A 22,557-nucleotide genomic window follows, 5' to 3' on the forward strand; every position below is an offset into this window, starting at 1 on the left:
TCAAGGTGAGTAAGGAGAATCAATCTTGCCAGTAAGGTTCTGCCTCAATACAAATGACACGCGTCTGTTCCATCGCATGCAGAATAGATCCTTCTTGACGAGATAACCAACGCTCGAGTTGTTCACGTTCGTCACCAACGAGCTTCTCGACGAGATGTTGCAAAGTCCTCAATTTCAGAAGATCATCAATACCATGCAATAAGTCGTGCCACGGTAACCGGAATTTATCACGCTCTTCAACATCAAATAAACTGGCGAAACCGATTCCGGTGTAAAGGTTGCGCATGAGGCGATACTGTTGATCAATGTAGCCCTGACTATCTAGTGTTCGCTCCGGTGGAAAAGCTTCTATTAGCTCAGCCCATGAACGATCCAACTGTTTGATTGAAAAAGGCTCTATCGTCAATGACATTTTATCTCTTGCCTTATCATCAAGACATGACTGCCAACCTCGAGTAAGGATCCAATGGCTCAAATCCAACCATAAACTGGTGTAACGCGCAGACGTGAGCAAACTCAACATAGCATCACGATCTGGAAGTGTTTCTTGTATCTGTTTGAGCTCGCTGACGAGGAACTTTCGTGCATCCAACTTACGCAACGCATTCCCTTTATCATCGAGGAGAGATTCAAGGTAATCATAATCACTCAACCAGTCTAACTCTTGCTCAAGCCATTTAAGATCTTGACGGAGCGACGTACTCGCGCGTTTTGGAACCACTCCGCCATAAACGGTCAGCACCTGACGAATAAACCTAACAGCACTCTTGATTTCCAGTAGCGCTGCCACCGATTCCCTTTCTGCATAAATCTGCTCGTGATAATGCCAATGAGATAAACCATGCTCAATAGAATGAATAAAACAAGATTCAAGAGTGTCGTGCTTGCTTGTATTCACCAAGTGAAGTGATTGAACCTCATCACCAGTGTGGCCACTAGCCAAACGATAGCCCTGAGCGGCTTTACTCAAATTGCCAAGACGCATTCCACCAGCGTCACAAAAACGACGCGCTAAAGTGAACAAGGCTTCGGTCTGGCCGGATTTAAGTTCTAATTCTACCTCACAAATAGGCGTTGCATGTCCTCTAGCCTCGACTTTGCCCTGATCAAAAGCAACTTCAACCTGACTTCCATCAGGCATCACCAACAACCATAGCTCTCGGGTGAAGTTAGTCGAAAAGAGTGGAATCAACTCCGATTGGAGTGTTTGTGGATCTTTGCCATCAGGCCAGATTTCTTCAGGGTGGAGATGAATAAGGGGCTCATTGCTGTGATGTTCGGCGTTGAATTCAGGTCTTTGATGCAAACCCGCGACCACCCGCCCAGAGGTTTTGACTGTTTGGGTAAACACACCATCAAAACGACGAATTCTTAACCCTATATCATGTTGACGGAGCCAACTGTCTGGCGTATCGAAATAGGTATTCCCTAAATCACGACAGGTGTGTTGAAGGACTTTTTCCTGAGATATTTTCTCTCTCAAAACGCTTGAAAATTGGGGAGAAACAAAAAACTTCAGTTCTATCTCGGTTTCCATAACGATACCTTTTAAAGCAGATACCAACAGGATATTGCCAATTGTCATACCGGGCAAGAAAGAAATATCGACGTCGTGATGATCTAAAACAGTTTAAATGAGAGATTTAATGGGTTAACATGCGCGCCTTTATAGCCATCGCTCAACATTTCACCATGAATGGTGTATGTTATTCTTAGGTTATATTTATAGGTTTAATGAGCATGCCAGTGAATACAATTATGGGGTTATTTGCAAAGTCCCCGATTAAACCTTTGCAGCGCCACGTTGTGTGTGTCAACGAATGCTGTTCGCACCTTGTCAATTTCTTTGAAGTCAGTTCAAAGGGTGATTGGGAGAAAGCATCCGAAATCCGTGCACAAATTGCTCACCTTGAGAAAGAAGCTGACGTTTTAAAACGCGAAATTCGTCTCAAACTCCCTCGTGGTTTGTTTATGCCAGTCGATCGTGGCGATATGCTCGAGCTTTTGACTCAACAAGACAAACTGGCAAATCTAGCTAAAGACATTGCTGGCCGCGTCTACGGCCGTCAACTGACTATCCCCGAATCTCTTCAAGAGAATTTCATTGCATACGTGGAACGTTGTCTCGATGCAGCCAATCAAGCACAGAAGGTAATCAACGAACTCGATGAGTTATTAGAAACTGGGTTTAAAGGCCGTGAAGTGACGCTTGTGGCTGAAATGATCCATCAACTGGACGTGATTGAGGACGACACTGATGTGATGCAGATCCAACTTCGTCAACAACTAATGACACTTGAAAATGACTTAAATCCAATTGATGTCATGTTCCTTTATAAAATTCTTGAATGGGTGGGTGGTATAGCCGATCAAGCGCAGCGTGTGGGTGCGCGCCTTGAGCTAATGCTGTCCCGTTCATAACATAAGTCAACCATATAACGAAGAGCATTTAACTGCACACTCTGTTAGGCGATAAAACGAAGCGCCGAAGGAGTCTTGTCGTGCTAAATTTGCTCCGCTTGTTATCAACAACTAGGTATTACGATGGATATCCTTGCGAATTACGGCACTGTCCTGATCATTATTGCAGCAATTTTTGGTTTTATGATGGCAATCGGTATTGGCGCCAATGACGTTGCCAATGCGATGGGGACCTCAGTAGGTTCAAAAGCCTTAACGGTAAAACAGGCCATCATCATCGCGATGATCTTTGAGTTTGCTGGGGCCTACCTTGCAGGCGGTGAAGTCACCGACACTATCCGTAAAGGCGTGATTGAAACATCGCTGTTCGCCAGTCAACCCGATGTTCTTGTTTTTGGAATGATGTCTGCTCTGCTTGCCGCAGGTACTTGGCTTTTACTGGCTTCTTACATGGGCTGGCCTGTTTCTACCACTCACTCAATCATCGGTGCGATAATAGGCTTTGCTTGTGTCTCTGTGGGTACAGAGGCCGTAGATTGGGATTCCGTACAAGGTATTGTCGGAAGTTGGATCATTACGCCAATCATCTCTGGCTTCTTTGCTTATGTCATTTTTGTCAGCGCTCAGCGGTTAATCTTTGATACTGAGAAACCGTTATTTAATGCCAAGCGTTTTGTGCCAGTTTACATGTTCATTACCACCATGGTGATCGCACTGGTGACCATCAAAAAAGGCTTAAAACACGTTGGTCTCCATCTAACGAATAGTGAAGCTTGGATGTGGTCTGCTGTCGTTTCTGCTCTGGTGATGGTTGGCGGCTATATTTACATTCAGAAAAAATTCTCAAGCCGTGAAGACGACCATGGTTTTGCCGGTGTCGAAGGTATCTTTAGTGTTCTCATGGTAATTACCGCATGTGCGATGGCATTTGCGCATGGTTCAAATGATGTCGCCAATGCGATTGGTCCATTATCAGCCGTTGCCTCGACTATCGAACATATGGGTGAAATCTCTGCTAAGAGCAGCATTGCATGGTGGATACTCCCTCTCGGAGGCCTTGGCATCGTAGTTGGCCTTGCCACTCTAGGTCATAAAGTCATGGCAACAGTAGGGACAGGGATCACAGAGTTAACACCAAGCCGTGGTTTCGCCGCTCAGCTTGCGACAGCTTGTACCGTTGTACTGGCCTCTGGCACTGGTTTGCCTATCTCAACCACTCAAACCTTGGTTGGTGCGATTCTAGGCGTTGGGTTTGCTCGTGGGATTGCTGCACTTAACCTAGGTGTGATTCGCAATATTGTTGCATCTTGGATAGTCACTCTCCCTGCAGGTGCCCTGCTGGCGGTCATATTCTTCTACACATTACAGAGCCTATTTATTTAGTCAGACATGTGTTAACTGGCTGTCATTATTGACTCTAATCCACAGAAAGGGAGGCTTAGCCTCCCTTCTTTGTTGCAGTAATGACCGAAACTACTTACTATTTGGCACAAGCACGTTACAAAAAAAGATGTTAAAGGATTTACCGTGAAAAGATTGGTTTGCCTGCTTTTACTTACAATGATGGCGGTTCCCTCTGCCTTTGCAAAAGACCGTTATATCTCAGATAACCTATTTACTTACATGCACTCAGGCCCTAGCAACCAATTTCGCATTATCGGTAGTGTGGATGCTGGTGATCGAGTCACCTTTTTGGCGGCCAACAAAGAGACGGGATACACTCAAGTGCAAGACAGCAAAGGACGAAAAGGCTGGATTGAAAGTCGCTTTGTGACCACACAAGAAAGTATGGCTCTGCGTCTTCCCAAATTGGAAAAAGAGTTAACCGATGTGAAAGCGAAACTTGCTAATGCACGCACCAACGCCGATCAAGCGAAAGAAGGCTTAGCGGACTCGCTGGAAAGTCGTAACCGTCAGATCGCCGAACTCGAAAAAAGTTATAGTGACATTAGCCAACAACTCACAGCCTCTCAAGAAGAAGTGCGTAACCTTCGTGCAAAACTCGACACTCAGAAAGATGATCTTCTGATGAAATACCTCATGTATGGCGGTGGTATAGCCGGTATTGGTCTGCTCTTCGGGTTGATCCTTCCTCATATCATTCCAAGTAAAAAACGTTCTCGTCCAGGCTGGGCATAAGTTCAACAAAAAAGAGGTCGCCAACGCGACCTCTTTTTGATTAGCCCTTCCACTCATAAAGCGCTGGAATCGCTATCACGGTTCCTTTATATCGTATTGTGCTGCGCTGTGGTTCAATACTTTTCAGCTGAATATCCTTCGTAATCGAATCCCCTTCACTGTATTCAGTGCCATTTATTTTCACCCATCGCTTACCTGAATTGCTCGAATAGACATGGGTTTGGAAATTCAACGGGGGTAAAATACCCTGCCATTGACGGCTACTCACTGCCAAATCAGAGAGTTCAACACCGGATGATTCATCCACAACTGCTGACGAATCAGAAGCCAATACTGATTCCACTTTCAAAGCCAACTCTGGGGAAAGATCGGATAAATCGAGGCCATCCAAAAGATTCTCAGTTTTCGACGGATTATGTCTTTGAGGAAGGTCGACCTTCTCTTTATTAAGAGCGACAGGTTCGGATACCGGTTTGAATTGGCTTAATTCATCAGTGTTACGTAACGGTTCGACATTAGGGTATGGCAGGACTCGATAATCAAAGGCGACTTCTTGAATTTCTGGCAAAGCCTGCTTTTTCTGTTGCCATACAGACAGCTGCTTCCCATAGGTTTGATAGATTCCCAAACCACCAGCCAGTATGGGTGGTAACACAACCGCTGCCACCAACATCCACGTAGACACACGACGCGGTGAGGGTCCATTTGACCTTGTATGTTGATGACTTTGTCCCGTGACATTTTGATGATGCTTCTCCGAGCGCTCAAGCGCATCCAGAACTCTTGACATTATACTTCCTCCTCTGGACCACTCAGTGTCGGGGCGATATCTTGGGAAAGCTTCTCCAAACGTTGCAGAGTTCTTCTGCCAGCAATCCCGTCGACATCCAACCCTTGCCATTGTTGAAAAAGCTCTACTTTTTGTTGTAAAGACTGATCATAGCGATCGCTATCACTGTGAGGCTCACCCATAATATTCGACAAACGTTGAGCAAACTCTGCCACCGCTGGACCTGACATCGTGGGCTTTAGGGTCTGATTCCAATAACCCTGCCAGATTTGGTGATACTGCCCGTCCCAAATCGATTCCAATTTATCTATCGGTAACGCTATACGTTGTCTGCCTAGCAGCAGCTGTGCGGTGTTTGTATTAAGACGGTAAAGGACAGCGTAACCCCTTACATTCTGATGCCTCAAAAACAACAATACAGGCCTATCTGCGTCACGTATCTCTTCCAGACTGCCCCGCTCTCTGACACAACGAAAGACACTGGTTGTTTCTGTACGACAATACCGCTCAGAAACCGAGGCTCTAATCCCCCAAACCTGATACAAATCGTCAATGCCTTGCTCAAAGCTGGAGGCGCCTTTCAACAAATTCTGCAGATAAGGGGGAAACACCTCTTTCTCCAATGGCGGTACAATTTCCAGTGGATAGGCCTGAGCAATCTGCTCACTCACCCGATCTGCTACTATGAACGGCGTCAATGCATAACTGCCCATCGCCAAAAGGATTCCGCCAATAAAGGCCGTAAAAAACGACAGACGAGGGCTTGGTACACTGGACTGGATAGGCTGATAAGACGTCTGAAAACTCATCACTTCTTCACAGGCGATGTCGACACTCTCCCAGCTCGGTTGGGGCTCGCCTAGGTTATAAGCACGCTTTAATGCGTGGTCACAGATCAGGTTAACTAACCGGGGAATGCCCGAAGATTGCTGCGCGATGTACTTGATTGATTTAGAGGAAAACAAGTCGACATTCCCTCCGGAACACTCCAGCCGATACTGGATATAGCGGATGGTTTCTTTTTCATCTAGTGGCAAGAGGTGATAACGGCCAGTAATTCGTTGCGCGAGTTGACGCAATTGAGGCATTTTCAACTTTTGTTGCAACTCAGGTTGCCCAACCAAAAGTACTTTGAACAGTTTTTGGCTTTCCGTTTCAAGATTGGTGAGTAAGCGAAGCTGTTCCAGTACATCTGCGGACAAGTGCTGAGCTTCATCAATGACTAAAAGGGTTTGCATCCCTTTAGCATAGCGATCAAGAAGAAAGTCATGAATCAACTTACTGAGCTGTTTTAGAGAGGAGTTAGCCTCATAAATGATAGAAAACTCATCGCAAATTGCTTCCAACAGTTCTATGCTTGAAAATGTGGGATTAAGAATTAAACCAGACTGTGTCTCTGTGCCCAACGATTTTAATAGTGCCCGGGCAACGGTGGTTTTTCCCGTACCAACTTCACCAGAAAGTAAGGCGAATCCACTCCCCTCTCCTAGGCCAGCCTGAAGACGAAACAACGCCTCTTTGTGTCTGAGACTCCGAAAAAGGAAACGAGAATTAGGCACAATCGAAAACGGCAGTTCTGTGAATCCAAAATATTGTTTATACATACTTCTCGTCTCTAGGAATTTACCGATAAGGAAAGTACCATTGCTAGCATCAATAGCCAATTCTAAAATCTGAATTTAAGAGAGGTATCAGTGCAAACATTTCTGGTTGGCGGTGCAGTACGCGATAAATTATTGAATATTTCAGTGAATGATAAAGACTGGGTCATTGTTGGCTCGACTCCACAAGCACTGATCAATGATGGATTTACCCCAGTAGGCAAAGAGTTTCCCGTATTTTTACATCCGACAACCAAACAAGAATACGCTTTGGCGAGAACGGAAAGGAAAACCGGCTCTGGATATCAGGGTTTTGCTTGTTATTTTTCTCCCGATGTGACTTTAGAAGAGGACTTAGCCCGCAGGGATCTCACCATCAACGCAATGGCCGAAGATAAGGATGGCAAAGTCATCGATCCCTACGGCGGTCAGCATGATCTTAAACATCGTCTATTACGCCACGTTTCTGGTGCCTTTATCGAGGATCCCTTAAGAGTATTGCGTGTGGCTCGTTTCGCCGCCAAACTCCACCATCTTGGCTTTCGCATTGCCGATGAAACACAACAACTGATGGCAAACATTGTCGATGCTGGCGAGCTGCAGCATTTAACGGCGGAAAGGGTTTGGCAAGAATGGTACAAATCTCTCTCAACTCAGAATCCACAGATTTTTCTGACTGTTCTGCATAAATGTGGTGCATTAAAAGTCATCTTACCCGAAATCGATAACTTGTTTGGTGTGCCTCAACCTGAGCAATGGCACCCAGAAATCGATACTGGTATACACACCTTATTGGTGGCAAAACAGGCAGCGTTATTAAGCCACTCACTCACAGTGCGTTTTGCATCTCAAGTGCATGATTTAGGCAAAGGTATGACCCCTGAATCTGAATGGCCAAGTCATAAACGACATTGCTATACGGGGTTGGAATTAATTGAAGAATTGTGTGACAGAATTAAAGCCCCAAGAGATTTTCGCGACCTCGCCCTTTTGGTCTGTGAACAACATTCAAATATTCACCGAGCGGCTGAACTCAAACCTGCAACGATACTCAAGTTATTAAATAAAATTGATGTGTGGCGCAAACCGGATCGCCTCAACGAGGTACTGCTTTGCTGTCAAGCAGACAGTCAAGGTAGAACTGGATTTGAAGCCACAGACTACCCGCAAAAGAGAGTGTTTGAAACAGCCTATCACGCCGCACTGCACGTCAATGTGCAAGACGTTGTCAAAGCAGGTTATCAAGGAGCGGCTATCCGCGAAGAGGTAAATCAACGCCGTCTGACAGCGATTAAAGATTTAGACATGAAGTCCATGTTCGATCGTTGAACATCAAGAGCCGATATAAAAACACCTCGCCGAAGCAAGGTGTTTTATTGCGATAACGCTCAACTTATTTACTCAAAGAGATTAAGCTTGGCCTTTCACTTCTTTGAGGCCTTTGTAAGGCGCACGCTTACCTAGTGCTTCCTCAATACGGATCAGTTGGTTGTACTTAGCAACACGGTCTGAACGGCTCATAGAACCCGTTTTGATTTGGCCTGCAGCAGTACCCACCGCAAGATCAGCGATAGTAGCGTCTTCTGTTTCACCAGAACGGTGAGAGATCACTGCAGTATAACCTGCATCTTTCGCCATCTTGATCGCCGCTAGCGTTTCTGTCAGAGAGCCGATTTGGTTGAACTTGATAAGAATTGAGTTCGCCACACCTTTTTCGATGCCTTGAGCCAGGATCTTAGTGTTGGTAACAAACAGGTCATCACCAACAAGTTGAAGCTTGTCACCCAGTAGTTCAGTTTGATGTTTGAAACCATCCCAATCGGACTCGTCCAAACCATCTTCAATAGAAACAATAGGATATTGAGCCGCAAGATCAGCAAGGTAATGGTTAAACTCTTCAGAAGAGAAAATCTTACCTTCACCTTTCATGTTGTAGTTACCCGCTTCTTTATCGTAGAACTCAGAAGCGGCACAATCCATAGCCAAAGTAACGTCTTTGCCTAGAACATAACCTGCTGCTTCTACCGCTTCTTTGATCGCCGCTAAAGCCGCTGCGTTAGATTCTAGGTTAGGAGCAAAACCACCTTCATCGCCCACTGCCGTGCTCAAACCTTTGGACTTGAGCACTTTCGCTAAATTGTGGAAAACTTCAGCGCCAATACGTAGGCCTTCTTTGAGTGTCTTCGCACCAATTGGCTGAATCATAAACTCTTGAATGTCGACGTTATTATCCGCGTGCTCACCGCCATTGATGATGTTCATCATAGGTAAAGGCATAGAGAATTGACCCGGTGTACCATTAAGTTCGGCAATATGCTCAAACAAAGGCATACCTTTTGACGCCGCTGCCGCTTTCGCATTGGCTAGAGAGACCGCTAGAATAGCGTTTGCACCGAACTTAGACTTGTTTTCAGTACCATCAAGGTCGATCATCACTTGATCAACGTCGGCTTGTGCCTTAGCGTCTTTACCCACCAACGCTTCAGCAATGTCACCATTTACAGCTTCAACAGCTTTAAGAACACCTTTACCTAGAAAGCGGCTCTTGTCGCCATCGCGCAGTTCAAGCGCTTCACGAGAACCCGTTGACGCGCCAGAGGGTGCCGCTGCCATACCAACGAAACCACCTTCTAGATGGACTTCCGCTTCTACGGTTGGGTTACCACGTGAATCGATGATTTCACGACCTAGAACTTTAACGATCTTAGACATTGATCTTTCCTCTCGTTCAAATATAAATGATAAATTTCAAAAGCAGCGGCAAACCTTCGCCACTGCGGGTATTCCGATTAATTGTCGAATTCACCACGTGTGTATTGGCCCGCGGCTTTAACAAAGCCTGCGAATAATGGATGGCCATCACGAGGAGTTGAAGTAAACTCTGGGTGGAATTGGGCAGCGACAAACCAAGGATGCGCAGGGTTCTCAATCATTTCCACCAGTTTTTTATCGGCCGATAAACCTGAGACTTTCAACCCTGCTTTTTCAATTTGTGGGCGAAGTCTATTGTTCACTTCATAACGATGACGATGACGCTCATGAATGGTTGCATTACCATAGAGTTCACGAGCTTTGGTTCCTTTTTCTAGATGGCACAATTGAGAACCAAGACGCATCGTTCCGCCCAGATCGGAAGTCTCTGTACGCTCTTCAACACTTCCCGTTTCGTCAACCCATTCTGTAATCAGCCCTACCACAGGGAACTTCGTCTCTTTACTGAATTCCGAAGAATGTGCCCCTTCCATACCTGCCACATTACGTGCGTATTCAATCAGCGCAACTTGCATACCTAAACAGATACCAAGATAAGGGATCGCATTTTCGCGAGCGTATTGTGCCGCTCGAATCTTACCTTCAACCCCACGATCACCAAAACCACCAGGAACCAAAATGGCATCGAGGCCAGCAAGGGCTTCTTCTCCTTTTGATTCAACGTCTTGGGAGTCAACATATTTAATTGTTACATTAAGGCGGTTTTTCAGACCTGCATGTTTCAAGGCTTCATTGACTGATTTGTAAGCATCTGGCAATTCAATATATTTGCCAATCATGCCTATTGTGACATCACCTGTTGGGTTCGCTTCTTCGTATATAACCTGTTCCCATTCAGACAAATCCGCTTCAGGGGCGGTAATGCCAAAACGAGCACACACGAGATCATCAAGACCTTGGGCTTTAATTAACTGAGGGATTTTATAGATTGAATCCACATCTTTCATTGATATCACGGCTTTCTCTGGAACGTTACAGAACAAAGCAATTTTCTTACGTTCATTTGCTGGAATGATGCGATCTGAGCGACAAACTAAAATGTCTGGCTGAATACCAATCGAAAGCAATTCCTTCACAGAGTGCTGAGTCGGCTTCGTTTTGACTTCACCTGCTGCGGCCAAATATGGAACCAATGTCAGGTGCATAAACATCGCACGTTCACGACCCAGTTCAACCGCCAACTGACGAATCGCCTCCATAAAAGGGAGAGACTCAATATCACCAACGGTACCACCCACTTCAACAATAGCGACATCATGGCCTTCAGAACCGGCAATAACGCGATCCTTGATAGCATTAGTGATATGAGGAATAACCTGAATGGTCGCCCCTAAGTAATCACCGCGTCGCTCTTTGCGAAGGACGTCAGCATAAACACGACCTGCAGTAAAATTGTTACGCTTGGTCATCTTGGTACGAATGAAACGCTCATAGTGGCCAAGGTCTAGATCAGTTTCTGCGCCGTCTTCCGTCACAAAGACTTCACCGTGCTGAGTTGGACTCATTGTACCTGGATCTACGTTGATGTAGGGGTCAAGCTTCATCATCGTCACTTTAAGACCACGAGCTTCAAGAATAGCGGCAAGAGATGCAGCTGCAATACCTTTACCTAGAGAGGATACAACCCCGCCAGTAACAAAAATGTAATTTGTCGTCATGTTTAACCTGAAATTGGTTGAATGAGGGAAATGGAATTCTTCTGGACGGGAGATAAATATACCAGAAGACCCTTGCCGCCACAACGTGAAATCTATCACACTATGATTTTAATTTTTTGCTTCAAATCAATTTCGCGTGGCTCTGTTTGATTGTTTTATCCCTTCGCTTCTTGTCGTTTTACTTCATCCCATAAAGTATCTAACTGTTGTAAATCACAATCTTTTAGTTGTTTATTCTGTTGACCTACCAAAGATTCAACCGCCATAAACCGCCGTGAAAATTTAAGATTCGCTTTACTCAAAGCCGATTCCGGATCACAGCCTAAATGTCGACTTAGGTTTACCGTAGCAAACAAAAGATCACCAAGCTCTAATTCAATTTTTTCTTGGACTGGGGTAATTTGCAGGGCCTCATCCATGACTTCATCAACCTCTTCTCGGACTTTATCGACCACGGGCCCAAGAGAATCCCAATCGAAACCGTAGCTGGCACACCGACGCTGAATTTTGGTCGCGCGAGCAAGCGCTGGTAACGAATTGGGGACAGAATCTAAAATACTTTTTTGAACCGTACCCGCGTCCAATTTCTCCTTTCTTTTTTCCGCTTCCCAATGACGATTAAGTGCTTCTTCGCTTTCAAATATTGCGTCAGAAAAAACATGGGGGTGACGGCGAATCAGTTTTTCGTTGACCGTGTCCACGACATCCGAGAAATCAAATAGCTCTTGCTCTTTAGCCAACTGACTGTAAAAAATCACTTGGAATAATAAATCACCCAATTCTTCTTTAAGGTTTGGCCAGTCACGGTTATGAATCGCATCTACAACTTCATAAGTTTCTTCGATAGTATGCGGAACAATAGTGTCAAAGTTTTGCTTCAAATCCCACGGACAACCGGATTGTGGGTCTCGCAGCTGGGTCATGATCGCTTCTAATTTATCGATTGGGTGACGCATTTTCTCTATCCTCTAGAAAGGCGAATCACGATGCTGAAACCCACCTTTATTTATCGTTTAACGGCCTTGCTTTTGCTACCCTAAACGCTTGACCGTCATAACATCTTTAATTTGTTCTACCCTTTTCGATACTCTTGATAGGACTTCGACATTTGTGACTTCCAGATCAAAGTCCATAATCGACAATTGATTGCGGTAATCAACTCGGCTCTTCATGCTCGTGATCTTGATTTTCTCGTTGGCAAACAGAGTCGTAATATCTTTTAACAAGCCACTCCGTTCCATCGCTTCAACCCTCAAAGTCAGAATATAAGAGCCCACGAACCCACTCCCCCATACCGTATCAATGATTCGCTCTGATGCGTGGTGGCGTAACTCTTCAAGTTGTTCACAATCGCTACGATGAACTGATATTCCACGCCCCTGAGTAATGTACCCCGAGATATCATCCCCTGGGATAGGCTGACAACATCGTGCTAGATGGGTCATCAGGTTGTCGACACCCTCAACCACCACTGCATCTTTCTTTGGCCTGCTATGCACGGGGGCTTTCGATTCGGACTCCTGAAGTTTTTCCAGTGCCTGTTTATCTTCCTCTGCCGCGGTGGGCTTATTAACTAAGGCGTTAATATGGTTAATGATCTGATTAATACGTAAATCACCACTACCGATCCCGACATACAATTCATCAGCACTGTTCACATTAAAGCGCTTCAACGCGTATTGTTGGGCATCTTTGAAGGTCGCGCCAATCTTCGTGAGTTCGTTTTCTAAAATCTCACGTCCTGCTTCAAGGTTCTTTTCTCGTGATTGCTTACGAAACCAAGCATTGATCTTAGCGCGGGCACGTCCGGACGTCACAAATCCCATAGAGGGGTTGAGCCAATCTCGAGAAGGGTTGGGCTCTTTTGAAGTAATGATTTCGACCTGATCCCCCATAGTCAACTTATGGGTAAAGGGAACAATTCGACCCGCAACTTTAGCTCCTATACAGCGGTGACCGACCTCTGAATGGATGTGATACGCAAAGTCGAGTGGCGTTGCACCCATAGGTAAATCAACCACATCACCTCTCGGGGTAAATGCATAGACTCGGTCATCAAAGACTTGGCTTCTCACTTCATCCAGCATCTCACCAGAATCCGACATTTCTTCTTGCCAATCGAGGAGCTTACGCAGCCAAGTTATCTTTTCATCATAACCACTGCGACCACCGCCGCCTTCTTTGTATTTCCAGTGCGCTGCCACACCAAGCTCAGAGTCTTCATGCATGTCCTTAGTGCGAATTTGAATCTCTATTGTTTTTCCTTCAGGCCCGAGAATCACGGTATGAATCGATTGGTAGCCATTGGGCTTGGGGTTGGCAACATAATCATCGAATTCGCTCGGAAGATGCTTGTACTTGGTATGCACAGTCCCAAGCGCTGCATAACAATCTTGCAGCTGGTCAGCAATAATGCGCACAGCACGAACATCAAACAATTCATCATACGCCAGACCTTTCTTTTGCATCTTGCGCCAAATGCTATAAATGTGTTTCGGACGCCCACTCACTTCAGCATTAATTGATGATGTTTTCATCTCAGCGGTCAGATCATCGACAAAGTCTTTAATGTACTGCTCACGGACAATCCTGCGTTCCGATAGTTGCTTTGCGATTTGCTGATAGGTTTGTGGCTGTTGGTATCGAAAAGCGTAGTCTTCAATTTCCCACTTTAACTGGCCAATGCCCAAACGATTGGCCAATGGTGCATAGATATTTGAACACTCTTTTGCAGCAGAACGGCGCACTTCGTCAGGGGCTTTCTTGACTTCAATCAGGTTACAAATTCGCTCTGCGAGTTTAATGACGACGCAGCGAAAATCATCCACCATCGCCAGTAGCATGCGCCTTACGTTATCAACTTGAGAGGAGGCTGCGCTTCCTTCCATAGTGATATTGAGTTGCCCCAATGCCGCCATTTCTTCAACCCCATCAATCAATTTGATGGTCTCTTTTCCAAAGTCGTCCTCTAGCGCTTCACGATCGTAGGCACCACTGGAGACCACAGGAAACAACAAAGCGGACACTAATGTCGCTTTATCCATCGAGAGTGTGATAAGAATTTCAATCATTTCCCGCCCACGCCAGAGCAAAAGTGGGCCCTGTTCATGGTTTTCGAGTACCGTCTCACAATGGCGATACACTTCGCTGAGGCGTTTGGCCACATTGGAGTCAAGCCCCAGACTCGCAATCCAGTTATTCAGTTCAAATTGTTCATCTTGATTTAAATGCGCGCTTCTTACCGCAACCATTGTCTTTGTCCTGTTTTACTATTTCTTCAGCGTATTCAAAGGGCATTCTCACTTTCAAACGCTGTCTATTTAGCCCTTCACAAACAGAGCCATGGACTCTAAGTGACTGGTATGAGGAAACATATCTATCATTCCAAGCCTCTCCAATCGAAAGCCCTGACGAAGTAAGCTTTGAGAATCTCTGGCAAGTGTGGCCGGATTGCACGAAACATAAACGACCCGTTGCGCTCCTAACGCCGCAATGTGTTCAATCACCCCACTCGCACCTGCTCTCGCGGGGTCCAATACTATCTTATCAAATTTTTTCTTACTCCAATGCCAAGAAGAAATGTCTTGCTCTAAGTTTGCCTGCCAAAATTCCGTATTCTTTATGTGATTAAGTTGGGCATTATATGAAGCTTTATCAACCATAGATTCGACCCCTTCCACCCCGACTACACTGTCGACTTGAAGAGCAATAGGTAAGCTGAAGTTACCCAATCCACAGAAAAGATCTAAGACTTTGTCTTGCGAGGATAACGCCAACCAATCCAAGACCTGTGATACCATTTTTTCATTGACCTTTTGATTGACCTGAATAAAGTTATTTGGTTCAAACGGTATGGTTACACCCACTTCCTGATACACACCAGGTTCACCTGACTGAAGCAACACTTGCTCACCAGTGGGTCTGAGATATAACGTCACATTATGGTGCGCAACAAATTCACTCAGTGCGGCAAGATCAGCCGGCCTAAGTGGTTTTAAATGACGAAGGACGACAATACGAGTATTGTCTCCTTTTACCAACTCTACGTGACCAATATGTTCTTGCTGTGAAAAGCTCTGAAGCAACGTATAGAGTTCAGGTAATAAAACATTGAGGTCTGGGTCCAAAACTGGACAATCCGTTAGTGTCACAATATCTTTGCTGTTCTTTTTACGAAAGCCAAATTTGAGCTGACGTGTTTTTTTGTCCACATCCACACTCATACGCGCTCGTCGACGATAACCTTGAGTGTCTCCTAAAATAGGGGCATCTAGACTCAGAGTTTGCCCTGCAAATTTTTCCATCAATTGACTGAGTGTGCGTTGTTTGTGCTCTTGCTGATGTTGACTGCTCAAGTGCTGCATATTGCAACCACCGCACTGGGTAAAGTGTGGACAAAAAGGCTCCACACGTTGCTGACTGATTGTCTGGAGTTTAATTAACTCCGCCCTAGAAAATTTGCTTTTACTTTCAGTTAATTGTACCAAGACCTGTTCACCTGGTAACGCCCCTTCAATAAAAACAGGTTTCTTATTTTGATAGGCAATGCCAGCGCCATGATGATCGAGCTTTTCAACCTGCAAGGATTGATGCTTGGCATTCAGTTGGGTTTTCTTCTTAGGTTGGTAAAAACGCGCCATGGTTTACTCTTTATCTTTGACTGTTGCACTTATATTGCTATCTAAGTGTCACCTTTTCAGGCTTGAATCATTGTCTGAGTCGAACGAGTTGATTATGCTTAGTAACCATAGTTAACGTGATTTGGTTCGACAGCCTCTATTATTTTGGACGCTATTTTCCCATATCCACACCACGATGTTTAGACAATAATGACAAGATATGGCTTGCGCGCCCGCGTTATTACTCTCACACTTGCACCAACATTGATCATTGGCCTGCTACTGAGTGCGTTTTTCTCCTTTAATCGCTATCACGATCTTGAAAAGCAAGTCATCAACTCCGGTTTAAGTATTATCGAGCCTTTGGCGATTGCCAGTGAAGACGGATTGAAAAATAACAGTCGTGAATCTGTGCGCCGTATCATTAGCTACGCCCATCGAAAAAATTCAAAGTTCGTACGCAGTATTGCCGTTTTTGATTACAACCATGAACTGTTCGTCACGTCCAATTTTCATCCTAATTTTGAATCACTCACGTTCCCACGCAGTGAGGCGATCCCTCTTTTAGTTACCTCATACCTAAAAGACAACACTCTCATTCTTCGGGCTCCAGTGATCACCGAATCCGGCCTCATTGCAACGCCAAAAGGACAAAATGCTCGCTCAGCCTTGGGCTATATTGCTATTGAATTGGATCTATCCTCGCTGAGGCTACAGCAATATCAAGAAGTATTCTCCGCTTTTCTGGTTCTCCTTTCTGGACTTGGCTTATCCGCGGTGTTTGCCCAGCGTCTCATGTATGATGTTACTCGCCCAATCTCACACATGAAGAATATGGTGGATAGGATTCGCCGAGGCCATCTAGATGTCAGAATTGAAGGAAAAATGCATGGTGAGCTCGATTCGCTTAAAAATGGCATTAACGCGATGGCAATATCGCTCTCCGAATACCATGTAGAAATGCAACACAGTATTGATCAAGCGACATCCGATCTCCGGGAAACTCTAGAGCAATTAGAAATTCAAAATGTCGAATTGGACATTGCGAAAAAACGCGCTCAGGAAGCCGCTCGGGTCAAATCAGAATTTCTGGCCAATATGTCCCATGAGCTGAGGACGCCTCTCAATGGCGTAATAGGATTTACGCGTCAAATCCTCAAAACCAAGCTGACCAACAACCAAGCCGACTACCTTCAGACGATTGAAAAATCAGCAAAGAACTTACTGCATATCATCAACGACATTCTTGATTTTTCAAAACTAGAAGCGGGAAAATTAGCCTTAGAAAATATCCCTTTTGAATTTCAGGAAACACTGGAAGAGGTTGTCAATCTTCAAGCCACCAACGCTCATGAGAAAGGTCTGGAGCTAACTCTAAAGGTTGATTCAAAGATTCCATATGGTCTGATTGGCGATCCGTCACGTATCCAGCAGGTGTTAACCAATCTCGTCGGAAATTCAATTAAGTTTACCGAACGAGGCAATATTGACATCAGTGTTGAGTTACGCTCAAAAAAAGAAGACGTGGTTGAATTGCAGTTTATGGTACGTGACACAGGTATCGGAATTTCTGAACGGCAACAAGCACAGCTATTCCAAGCATTTAGCCAAGCCGATGCCAGTATCTCTCGCCGCTATGGCGGTACTGGTTTAGGTCTTGTCATCACCCAAAAACTCGTCGGTCAAATGGGCGGAGAAATCAGCCTAACCAGTCGCCTGCATCAAGGGTCAACTTTTTGGTTTAATTTACGTCTCAATGTCACCGACATGCCCGTCAATGAACTGTTTGAAAGCCGTGTATTGAGAAATCACTCGATTCTCTTAGTGGAACCAAATATGCAAGCGGCGTCGGTCGCTCAGCAAGCACTTACCCAAGAAGGTCTGATTGTCACGTATCGCTCCTCTATTCCAGATCAAGTCACCCACTATGATTACGTGTTGCTTAACCTTGCTGCGAGCAACACTCCAGAAGCAGACGTTGTTGAACGTTGGGTTGAGGTAGCGAAGCAATGTGCGCCACAAGTCATCGTCGGTATTCCAAGTACTTCACTGGCCCTGTCTGATCACTTAATTCAGACCTATCAAATTAACTGCATCAGCAAACCTATTTCTCGCCGGAAACTCTTGCAAACACTGACGACAAATCAGGAAAGTTTACCCATTATCGAGGCCACACCGACCTACAATGAAAAACTACCATTGACTGTTATGGCCGTCGATGACAATCCCGCAAATCTCAAACTTATCAGCGCTCTACTTCAGGAGAGGGTAACCCAAGTGTGTACCTGTACCAATGGTATTGATGCTGTAGCCCTTGCGGAACGTCAAAGCTTCGATATTATTTTGATGGATATTCAGATGCCACATATGGATGGCGTTATGGCTTGCAGCAAAATCAAAAAGACCAAGCTTAATGCCAAGACGCCAGTCGTTGCCGTTACCGCTCATGCAATGACTGGCGAACGCAACCGACTACTTAACGCAGGAATGGATGACTACCTGACAAAACCGATCGAAGAACATGTACTTCAACAAGTCTTGATGCATTGGAACCCGAATACATCAGAAAAAGAGCTTGGAAAACTTGAAATTGCTGCCAGTGAACCTCCAGAGAGTGGAACCAATCAGGCACCAGAACATAGCCATATGATTATCGATTGGCAAACCGCTCTAAAGCAGTCCGCGAACAAAGAAGATCTCGCAAGGGATATGCTCCAAATGTTAATTGACTACATACCTGAAGTCCTGACTATTGTAGAGAGGGCCTTGGAGGAGGACGGCTTTGATATAACACAACTCAACCACCATGTTCATAAACTACACGGCAGTAGCGCGTATTGCGGCGTACCTAGACTAAAAAAAATCTGCGCGACGATTGAAAAAGCATTAAGCTCCGGCGCCAATATCGAAAACATAGAACCAGAGCTGTTTGAACTTCAAGATGAAATGGAGAAAGTCAGCGCAAGTGCTGCGCCCTATTTAGACTCATAGATGACGGTAGCAACGGCGTAATGCCTTTCATCAGAAATGGACAGGTGGACATGCGCCACCTTTTTTTGTTTGGCAAATTCCAGAGCTTTACCAGACAACGATAATATCGGAGCGCCGTGCTCGTCATTAGTGACGATAAAGTCATGAAAGGTAACACCCTGCGCAATACCGGTCCCTAGCGCTTTAGAAGCGGCCTCTTTGACCGCAAATCGTTTGGCAAGAAACCGCCCCTGCTGCTTCAAGTTGTTGAATTTTTCAAGTTCAACATTCGTTAGGATCCGCTTTGCAAACGCCTCGCCATTACGAGCAAGCGCCTTTTCTACTCGATCAATCTCTGCAATATCTGTCCCTAATCCAATAATGGCCATAGCGACTATTTACGTGCTTCAACCATAAGGGCTTTCATATCCGCCACCGCTTTGTGCAGGCCATCAAACGCAGCACGTCCAATGATGGAATGCCCTATATTGAGTTCATAGATTTCTGGAATGGCCGCAATCGGAGCGACATTGTGATAAGTCAGCCCATGTCCAGCATTGACCGTAATACCTAAGTCAGCGGCGTAGCTTGCTCCTGCAGCAATTTTTTTGAGTTCATCTTGCTGATCTTCATCAGTATCAGCATCCGCGTAATGTCCCGTATGAAGCTCAACAAACGGCGCACCACAAGCCTTAGCTGCATCAATTTGTTCACGGTCTGGGTCGATGAACAAAGAGACTTTTATGCCAGCCTCAGACAACGTTTGAGTTGCCGCCTTGATCTTGTCCAAGTGACCGAGAACATTTAAGCCCCCTTCAGTAGTCAACTCTTCACGTTTTTCAGGCACTAAACAGACGTACTCAGGCTGAGTTTGCAAAGCGATCTCAACCATCTCATCTGTCACCGCCATTTCGAGATTCATACGGGTTTGGATCGTCTCGCGTAAAATTCGAACATCTCGGTCTAGAATATGGCGTCGATCTTCTCTTAAATGAATCGTAATACCATCAGCACCAGCGCGTTCAGCCACTTCAGCCGCATGAACGGGATCTGGGTACTTCGTACCACGTGCATTGCGCAATGTAGCGATATGATCGATGTTAACACCTAAATAGATTGAACTCATTTTCCAGTACTCCGTGATCTGGGCGCTAATATTTGCATAAATAGCTCCCTACTCTTTAGTGGTTTTCCGCCAAGATAAGGCTTTAGGGCTACACGTGTAAAGCGTTTTGCCGCGTTAAGTTGTTCTTTTGTGGTGAACCTTCTCTCACTAATGGCGATTAGCTCATCCCCTAAAAACGACAAGTTATCTCGTCTCACTGACGCAATGAACCCTTTCTGCTCTCGATATCGATAGGTCATCTTAGGTTCAATAGGCTCCCCACTGCCTGCACAATGCAGGAAATCAACGCCGTACCCCATTGCTGACAACAAGGCCAGTTCAAAGCGTCGCAGAGCGGGCTCTGGATTTTCGCACTGAGCTAACTCTGTCAAAGCGTGGAGATAGTCATGAAACAATGAGGGCATAGCAACTTCCGCAGCCAACACTCTACCTAAAAGCTCATTCACATAGAGCCCTGAATACAGATAAATGCCGCTTAAAGGAAGACCTAAGCTAATCGGTTCAGCCTGGCGAAGTGTTTTCATCGAGCCTTTCCCTGACCATTTAAGTAGCAATGGCGTGAAAGGTTGGAGGGCGCCTTTTAAGGTAGAACGTTTGCTTCTAGACCCTTTGGACATCAAGGTTACTCGGCCGTATTCTTCACTAAACACATCAAGAATCAGGCTTGATTCACTGTAGGGGCGTCGATGGATCACAAAGCAGCGCTGTAAACCTTCTGAAGTCATAGAAATCGCCAATATTGCATGAAAAATAAGGAGCCTTTAGGCTCCTTATTCAAAGTGTTCTTAGAACGAACTCAATTCGCGGCCCAAATTACAAATCGTCGATATAACCTAGTGAGCGCAAGGCGCGTTCATCATCAGCCCAACCAGATTTCACTTTGACCCAAGTTTCTAGGTAGACCTTACGCCCAAATAACTCTTCCATATCAAGTCGAGCTTCTCGGCCAATTGTCTTTATCTTATCACCACCCTTACCAATAACCATCTTCTTCTGGCCGCTGCGTTCGACGAGGATCAGAGCATTGATATGAAAACCATCGGTTTCTGGGTTGTAATCAAAGCGTTCAATCTCAACAGTGACTGAATATGGAAGCTCTTCTCCGGTGAAACGCATCAGCTTTTCACGGACAATCTCAGAGGCCATAAAACGTTGAGACCTATCGGTAACATATTCTTCAGGGAAATGGTGCGTCGCTTTAGGCAAATGTGCTTTTACATGCTTGCGAAGTACATCAATGTTCTTTCCGTGTTTAGCCGAAATAGGGACGACATCGACAAATTCCATTTTCTTCGACATGTCCATCATATGCAACATGACATCATTACGATCTTGTACATTATCGACTTTGTTCACACACAGGACAACAGGAAAATTAGATTTGCGGAGTTTGGTCAGTACCATCTCATCATCATCTGTCCAGTGAGTACCATCAACCAAAAAGAACACCAAGTTCACGTCACTGAGTGACGAGTTTGCCGCGCGATTCATTAGACGGTTGATCGCTCGCTTTTCTTCAATGTGTAATCCTGGCGTATCCACATAGATGGCCTGATGGTCACCTTGTGTATCGACACCCATGATACGATGGCGAGTTGTTTGCGGCTTTCGTGATGTAATCGAGATTTTCTGGCCCAGAATTCGGTTCAGCAAGGTTGATTTACCGACATTTGGACGCCCAACGATCGCGACAAAACCACAATGCTGATTCTCAGGAGAGCTGGCTGGCTCTTCATTTGATGAGAAAAAAGCATCAATATCAAAATCATTATTTTCTGTTGAATCAGTCATTGTTCAGTTGCTCTAATGCTAGCTCGGCAGCCGCTTGTTCTGCTTTGCGACGGCTCGTACCTTTACCAATTACAGGTGAACGAATACCTGCTACATCACACGACACCGTAAACTGCTGGTTATGTGCTTCACCTTTAATATTAGTCACTGTGTAGACAGGCAAGGCTTTTCTTCGCCCCTGCAGAAACTCCTGAAGACGAGTCTTAGGATCTTTCTGAGAGACTCCGGGTTGAATAGCATCAAGCCTTTGCTGATACCAACTCAGGATCATCTGGCGAACGCCTTCGATACCCGTATCTAGGTAAACCGCACCAATGATAGCTTCAACAGCGTCCGCTAAAATCGAGTCGCGACGAAAACCACCACTTTTTAATTCACCTGGACCTAATTTTAAGTGATCTCCTAGTTCGAATTCTCGCCCCAACTCCGCCAGAGTGTGGCCACGAACTAATGTCGCACGCATACGGCTCATATCTCCCTCATTAATTTTAGGGAAGCGATGATAAAGATCGTCAGCAATGACAAAACTTAAAATTGAATCGCCCAGAAATTCAAGACGTTCATTATGCTTTCCATTTGCGCTACGGTGTGTCAGCGCCAAATGGATAAACTCGGCATCTTTAAACTGATAACCGAGCTTTTTTTCTAGTTTGGAAATAGGAGAATTCAT

18 protein-coding genes are annotated in these 22,557 nt (G+C 45.3%); 5 read left to right on the top strand and 13 right to left on the bottom strand.

Going from position 1 to position 22,557, the window contains the following annotated elements; genetic code table 11:
- Positions 1–19: 19 nt before the first annotated feature.
- On the bottom strand, positions 20–1,537 hold the full coding sequence (locus HLM86_RS17460) for a CYTH and CHAD domain-containing protein (protein ID WP_076590026.1): 1,518 nt from the start codon (positions 1,535–1,537) through the stop codon (positions 20–22).
- 203 nt (positions 1,538–1,740) lie between these two features.
- Here HLM86_RS17460 and HLM86_RS17465 point away from each other — a divergent pair, with 203 nt between their 5' ends.
- The 3 genes from HLM86_RS17465 (at position 1,741) to HLM86_RS17475 (ending at position 4,560) form a co-directional block, all read left to right on the top strand.
- Positions 1,741–2,421 carry a TIGR00153 family protein gene (locus HLM86_RS17465; protein WP_076590025.1) on the top strand — a complete coding sequence of 227 codons (681 nt, stop codon included), beginning with the start codon at positions 1,741–1,743 and terminating at the stop codon, positions 2,419–2,421.
- 123 nt (positions 2,422–2,544) lie between these two features.
- Positions 2,545–3,804 (top strand): inorganic phosphate transporter, encoded by a 1,260-nt coding sequence (locus HLM86_RS17470; protein WP_076590023.1) that lies wholly within the window; start codon positions 2,545–2,547, stop codon positions 3,802–3,804.
- A 144-nt stretch (positions 3,805–3,948) separates the two neighbouring features.
- A complete protein-coding gene (locus tag HLM86_RS17475) occupies positions 3,949–4,560 on the top strand; it encodes a TIGR04211 family SH3 domain-containing protein (protein ID WP_076590021.1) in 612 nt (203 codons plus the stop codon).
- Between the two features lie 40 nt (positions 4,561–4,600).
- Here HLM86_RS17475 and HLM86_RS17480 read toward each other — a convergent pair whose 3' ends face one another.
- Together HLM86_RS17480 and HLM86_RS17485 are read right to left on the bottom strand one after the other, a co-directional pair.
- Positions 4,601–5,350, bottom strand: a complete 750-nt coding sequence (locus tag HLM86_RS17480; protein ID WP_170883448.1) for a general secretion pathway protein GspB — start codon at positions 5,348–5,350, stop codon at positions 4,601–4,603.
- Positions 5,350–6,954, bottom strand: coding sequence for an ExeA family protein (locus tag HLM86_RS17485; protein ID WP_170883450.1), 1,605 nt, complete (start codon positions 6,952–6,954; stop codon positions 5,350–5,352). The genes HLM86_RS17480 and HLM86_RS17485 overlap by 1 nt, the downstream gene beginning before the upstream one ends.
- A 90-nt stretch (positions 6,955–7,044) precedes the next feature.
- Here HLM86_RS17485 and HLM86_RS17490 point away from each other — a divergent pair, with 90 nt between their 5' ends.
- Entirely contained in the window at positions 7,045–8,280 is a 1,236-nt protein-coding gene (locus HLM86_RS17490; protein WP_170883452.1) for a multifunctional CCA addition/repair protein, read from the top strand.
- An 81-nt stretch (positions 8,281–8,361) separates the two neighbouring features.
- On the opposite strand, the gene eno is transcribed toward HLM86_RS17490, so the two are convergent.
- The 5 genes from eno to rlmD form a co-directional block, all read right to left on the bottom strand.
- A complete protein-coding gene (eno, locus tag HLM86_RS17495) occupies positions 8,362–9,663 on the bottom strand; it encodes a phosphopyruvate hydratase (protein ID WP_076590014.1) in 1,302 nt (433 codons plus the stop codon).
- Positions 9,664–9,740: 77 nt separating this feature from the next.
- Positions 9,741–11,381, bottom strand: coding sequence for a CTP synthase (pyrG, locus tag HLM86_RS17500; RefSeq protein ID WP_076590012.1), 1,641 nt, complete (start codon positions 11,379–11,381; stop codon positions 9,741–9,743).
- Between the two features lie 155 nt (positions 11,382–11,536).
- Positions 11,537–12,337 carry a nucleoside triphosphate pyrophosphohydrolase gene (mazG, locus tag HLM86_RS17505; RefSeq protein ID WP_076590010.1) on the bottom strand — a complete coding sequence of 267 codons (801 nt, stop codon included), beginning with the start codon at positions 12,335–12,337 and terminating at the stop codon, positions 11,537–11,539.
- 75 nt (positions 12,338–12,412) lie between these two features.
- Positions 12,413–14,632 (bottom strand): GTP diphosphokinase, encoded by a 2,220-nt coding sequence (gene relA, locus HLM86_RS17510; protein WP_076590008.1) that lies wholly within the window; start codon positions 14,630–14,632, stop codon positions 12,413–12,415.
- A gap of 69 nt (positions 14,633–14,701) precedes the next feature.
- Positions 14,702–16,021 (bottom strand): 23S rRNA (uracil(1939)-C(5))-methyltransferase RlmD, encoded by a 1,320-nt coding sequence (rlmD, locus tag HLM86_RS17515; RefSeq protein ID WP_170883454.1) that lies wholly within the window; start codon positions 16,019–16,021, stop codon positions 14,702–14,704.
- A gap of 189 nt (positions 16,022–16,210) precedes the next feature.
- Between rlmD and barA the strand changes: the two genes are divergently transcribed.
- Positions 16,211–18,991 (top strand): two-component sensor histidine kinase BarA, encoded by a 2,781-nt coding sequence (gene barA / locus HLM86_RS17520; RefSeq protein WP_170883455.1) that lies wholly within the window; start codon positions 16,211–16,213, stop codon positions 18,989–18,991.
- On the opposite strand, the gene acpS is transcribed toward barA, so the two are convergent.
- From acpS to rnc, 5 genes are all read right to left on the bottom strand, one after another.
- Positions 18,976–19,359, bottom strand: coding sequence for a holo-ACP synthase (gene acpS / locus HLM86_RS17525; protein ID WP_076590003.1), 384 nt, complete (start codon positions 19,357–19,359; stop codon positions 18,976–18,978). The two genes, barA and acpS, sit on opposite strands and share 16 nt — an antisense overlap.
- A gap of 5 nt (positions 19,360–19,364) precedes the next feature.
- Positions 19,365–20,096 carry a pyridoxine 5'-phosphate synthase gene (gene pdxJ / locus HLM86_RS17530; RefSeq protein WP_076590001.1) on the bottom strand — a complete coding sequence of 244 codons (732 nt, stop codon included), beginning with the start codon at positions 20,094–20,096 and terminating at the stop codon, positions 19,365–19,367.
- Complete coding sequence (recO, locus tag HLM86_RS17535) at positions 20,093–20,821, bottom strand: DNA repair protein RecO (RefSeq protein WP_076589999.1); 729 nt, start codon at positions 20,819–20,821, stop codon at positions 20,093–20,095. The genes pdxJ and recO overlap by 4 nt, the downstream gene beginning before the upstream one ends.
- A gap of 88 nt (positions 20,822–20,909) precedes the next feature.
- Positions 20,910–21,887: a GTPase Era gene (era, locus tag HLM86_RS17540; protein WP_076589997.1), complete on the bottom strand. Its 978-nt coding sequence runs from the start codon at positions 21,885–21,887 to the stop codon at positions 20,910–20,912.
- Positions 21,880–22,557 (bottom strand): ribonuclease III, encoded by a 678-nt coding sequence (gene rnc / locus HLM86_RS17545; RefSeq protein WP_076589996.1) that lies wholly within the window; start codon positions 22,555–22,557, stop codon positions 21,880–21,882. Before rnc ends, era begins: the two co-directional genes overlap by 8 nt.

The sequence above is a fragment of the Vibrio ostreicida genome (assembly GCF_013074385.2).
GTDB lineage: Bacteria > Pseudomonadota > Gammaproteobacteria > Enterobacterales > Vibrionaceae > Vibrio > Vibrio ostreicida.

Bases quoted from the DNA above. Each gene is read 5' to 3' on its own strand.
- pdxJ (WP_076590001.1), bottom strand. From the start codon at position 20,096: ATGAGTTCAATCTATTTAGGTGTTAACATCGATCATATCGCTACATTG.
- era (WP_076589997.1), bottom strand. From the start codon at position 21,887: ATGACTGATTCAACAGAAAATAATGATTTTGATATTGATGCTTTTTTC.
- HLM86_RS17470 (WP_076590023.1), top strand. From the start codon at position 2,545: ATGGATATCCTTGCGAATTACGGCACTGTCCTGATCATTATTGCAGCA.
- HLM86_RS17480 (WP_170883448.1), bottom strand. From the start codon at position 5,350: ATGTCAAGAGTTCTGGATGCGCTTGAGCGCTCGGAGAAGCATCATCAA.
- HLM86_RS17465 (WP_076590025.1), top strand. From the start codon at position 1,741: ATGCCAGTGAATACAATTATGGGGTTATTTGCAAAGTCCCCGATTAAA.
- relA (WP_076590008.1), bottom strand. From the start codon at position 14,632: ATGGTTGCGGTAAGAAGCGCGCATTTAAATCAAGATGAACAATTTGAA.
- HLM86_RS17460 (WP_076590026.1), bottom strand. From the start codon at position 1,537: ATGGAAACCGAGATAGAACTGAAGTTTTTTGTTTCTCCCCAATTTTCA.
- mazG (WP_076590010.1), bottom strand. From the start codon at position 12,337: ATGCGTCACCCAATCGATAAATTAGAAGCGATCATGACCCAGCTGCGA.
- recO (WP_076589999.1), bottom strand. From the start codon at position 20,821: ATGACTTCAGAAGGTTTACAGCGCTGCTTTGTGATCCATCGACGCCCC.
- acpS (WP_076590003.1), bottom strand. From the start codon at position 19,359: ATGGCCATTATTGGATTAGGGACAGATATTGCAGAGATTGATCGAGTA.
- rnc (WP_076589996.1), bottom strand. From the start codon at position 22,557: ATGAATTCTCCTATTTCCAAACTAGAAAAAAAGCTCGGTTATCAGTTT.
- barA (WP_170883455.1), top strand. From the start codon at position 16,211: ATGACAAGATATGGCTTGCGCGCCCGCGTTATTACTCTCACACTTGCA.
- pyrG (WP_076590012.1), bottom strand. From the start codon at position 11,381: ATGACGACAAATTACATTTTTGTTACTGGCGGGGTTGTATCCTCTCTA.
- rlmD (WP_170883454.1), bottom strand. From the start codon at position 16,021: ATGGCGCGTTTTTACCAACCTAAGAAGAAAACCCAACTGAATGCCAAG.
- HLM86_RS17485 (WP_170883450.1), bottom strand. From the start codon at position 6,954: ATGTATAAACAATATTTTGGATTCACAGAACTGCCGTTTTCGATTGTG.
- eno (WP_076590014.1), bottom strand. From the start codon at position 9,663: ATGTCTAAGATCGTTAAAGTTCTAGGTCGTGAAATCATCGATTCACGT.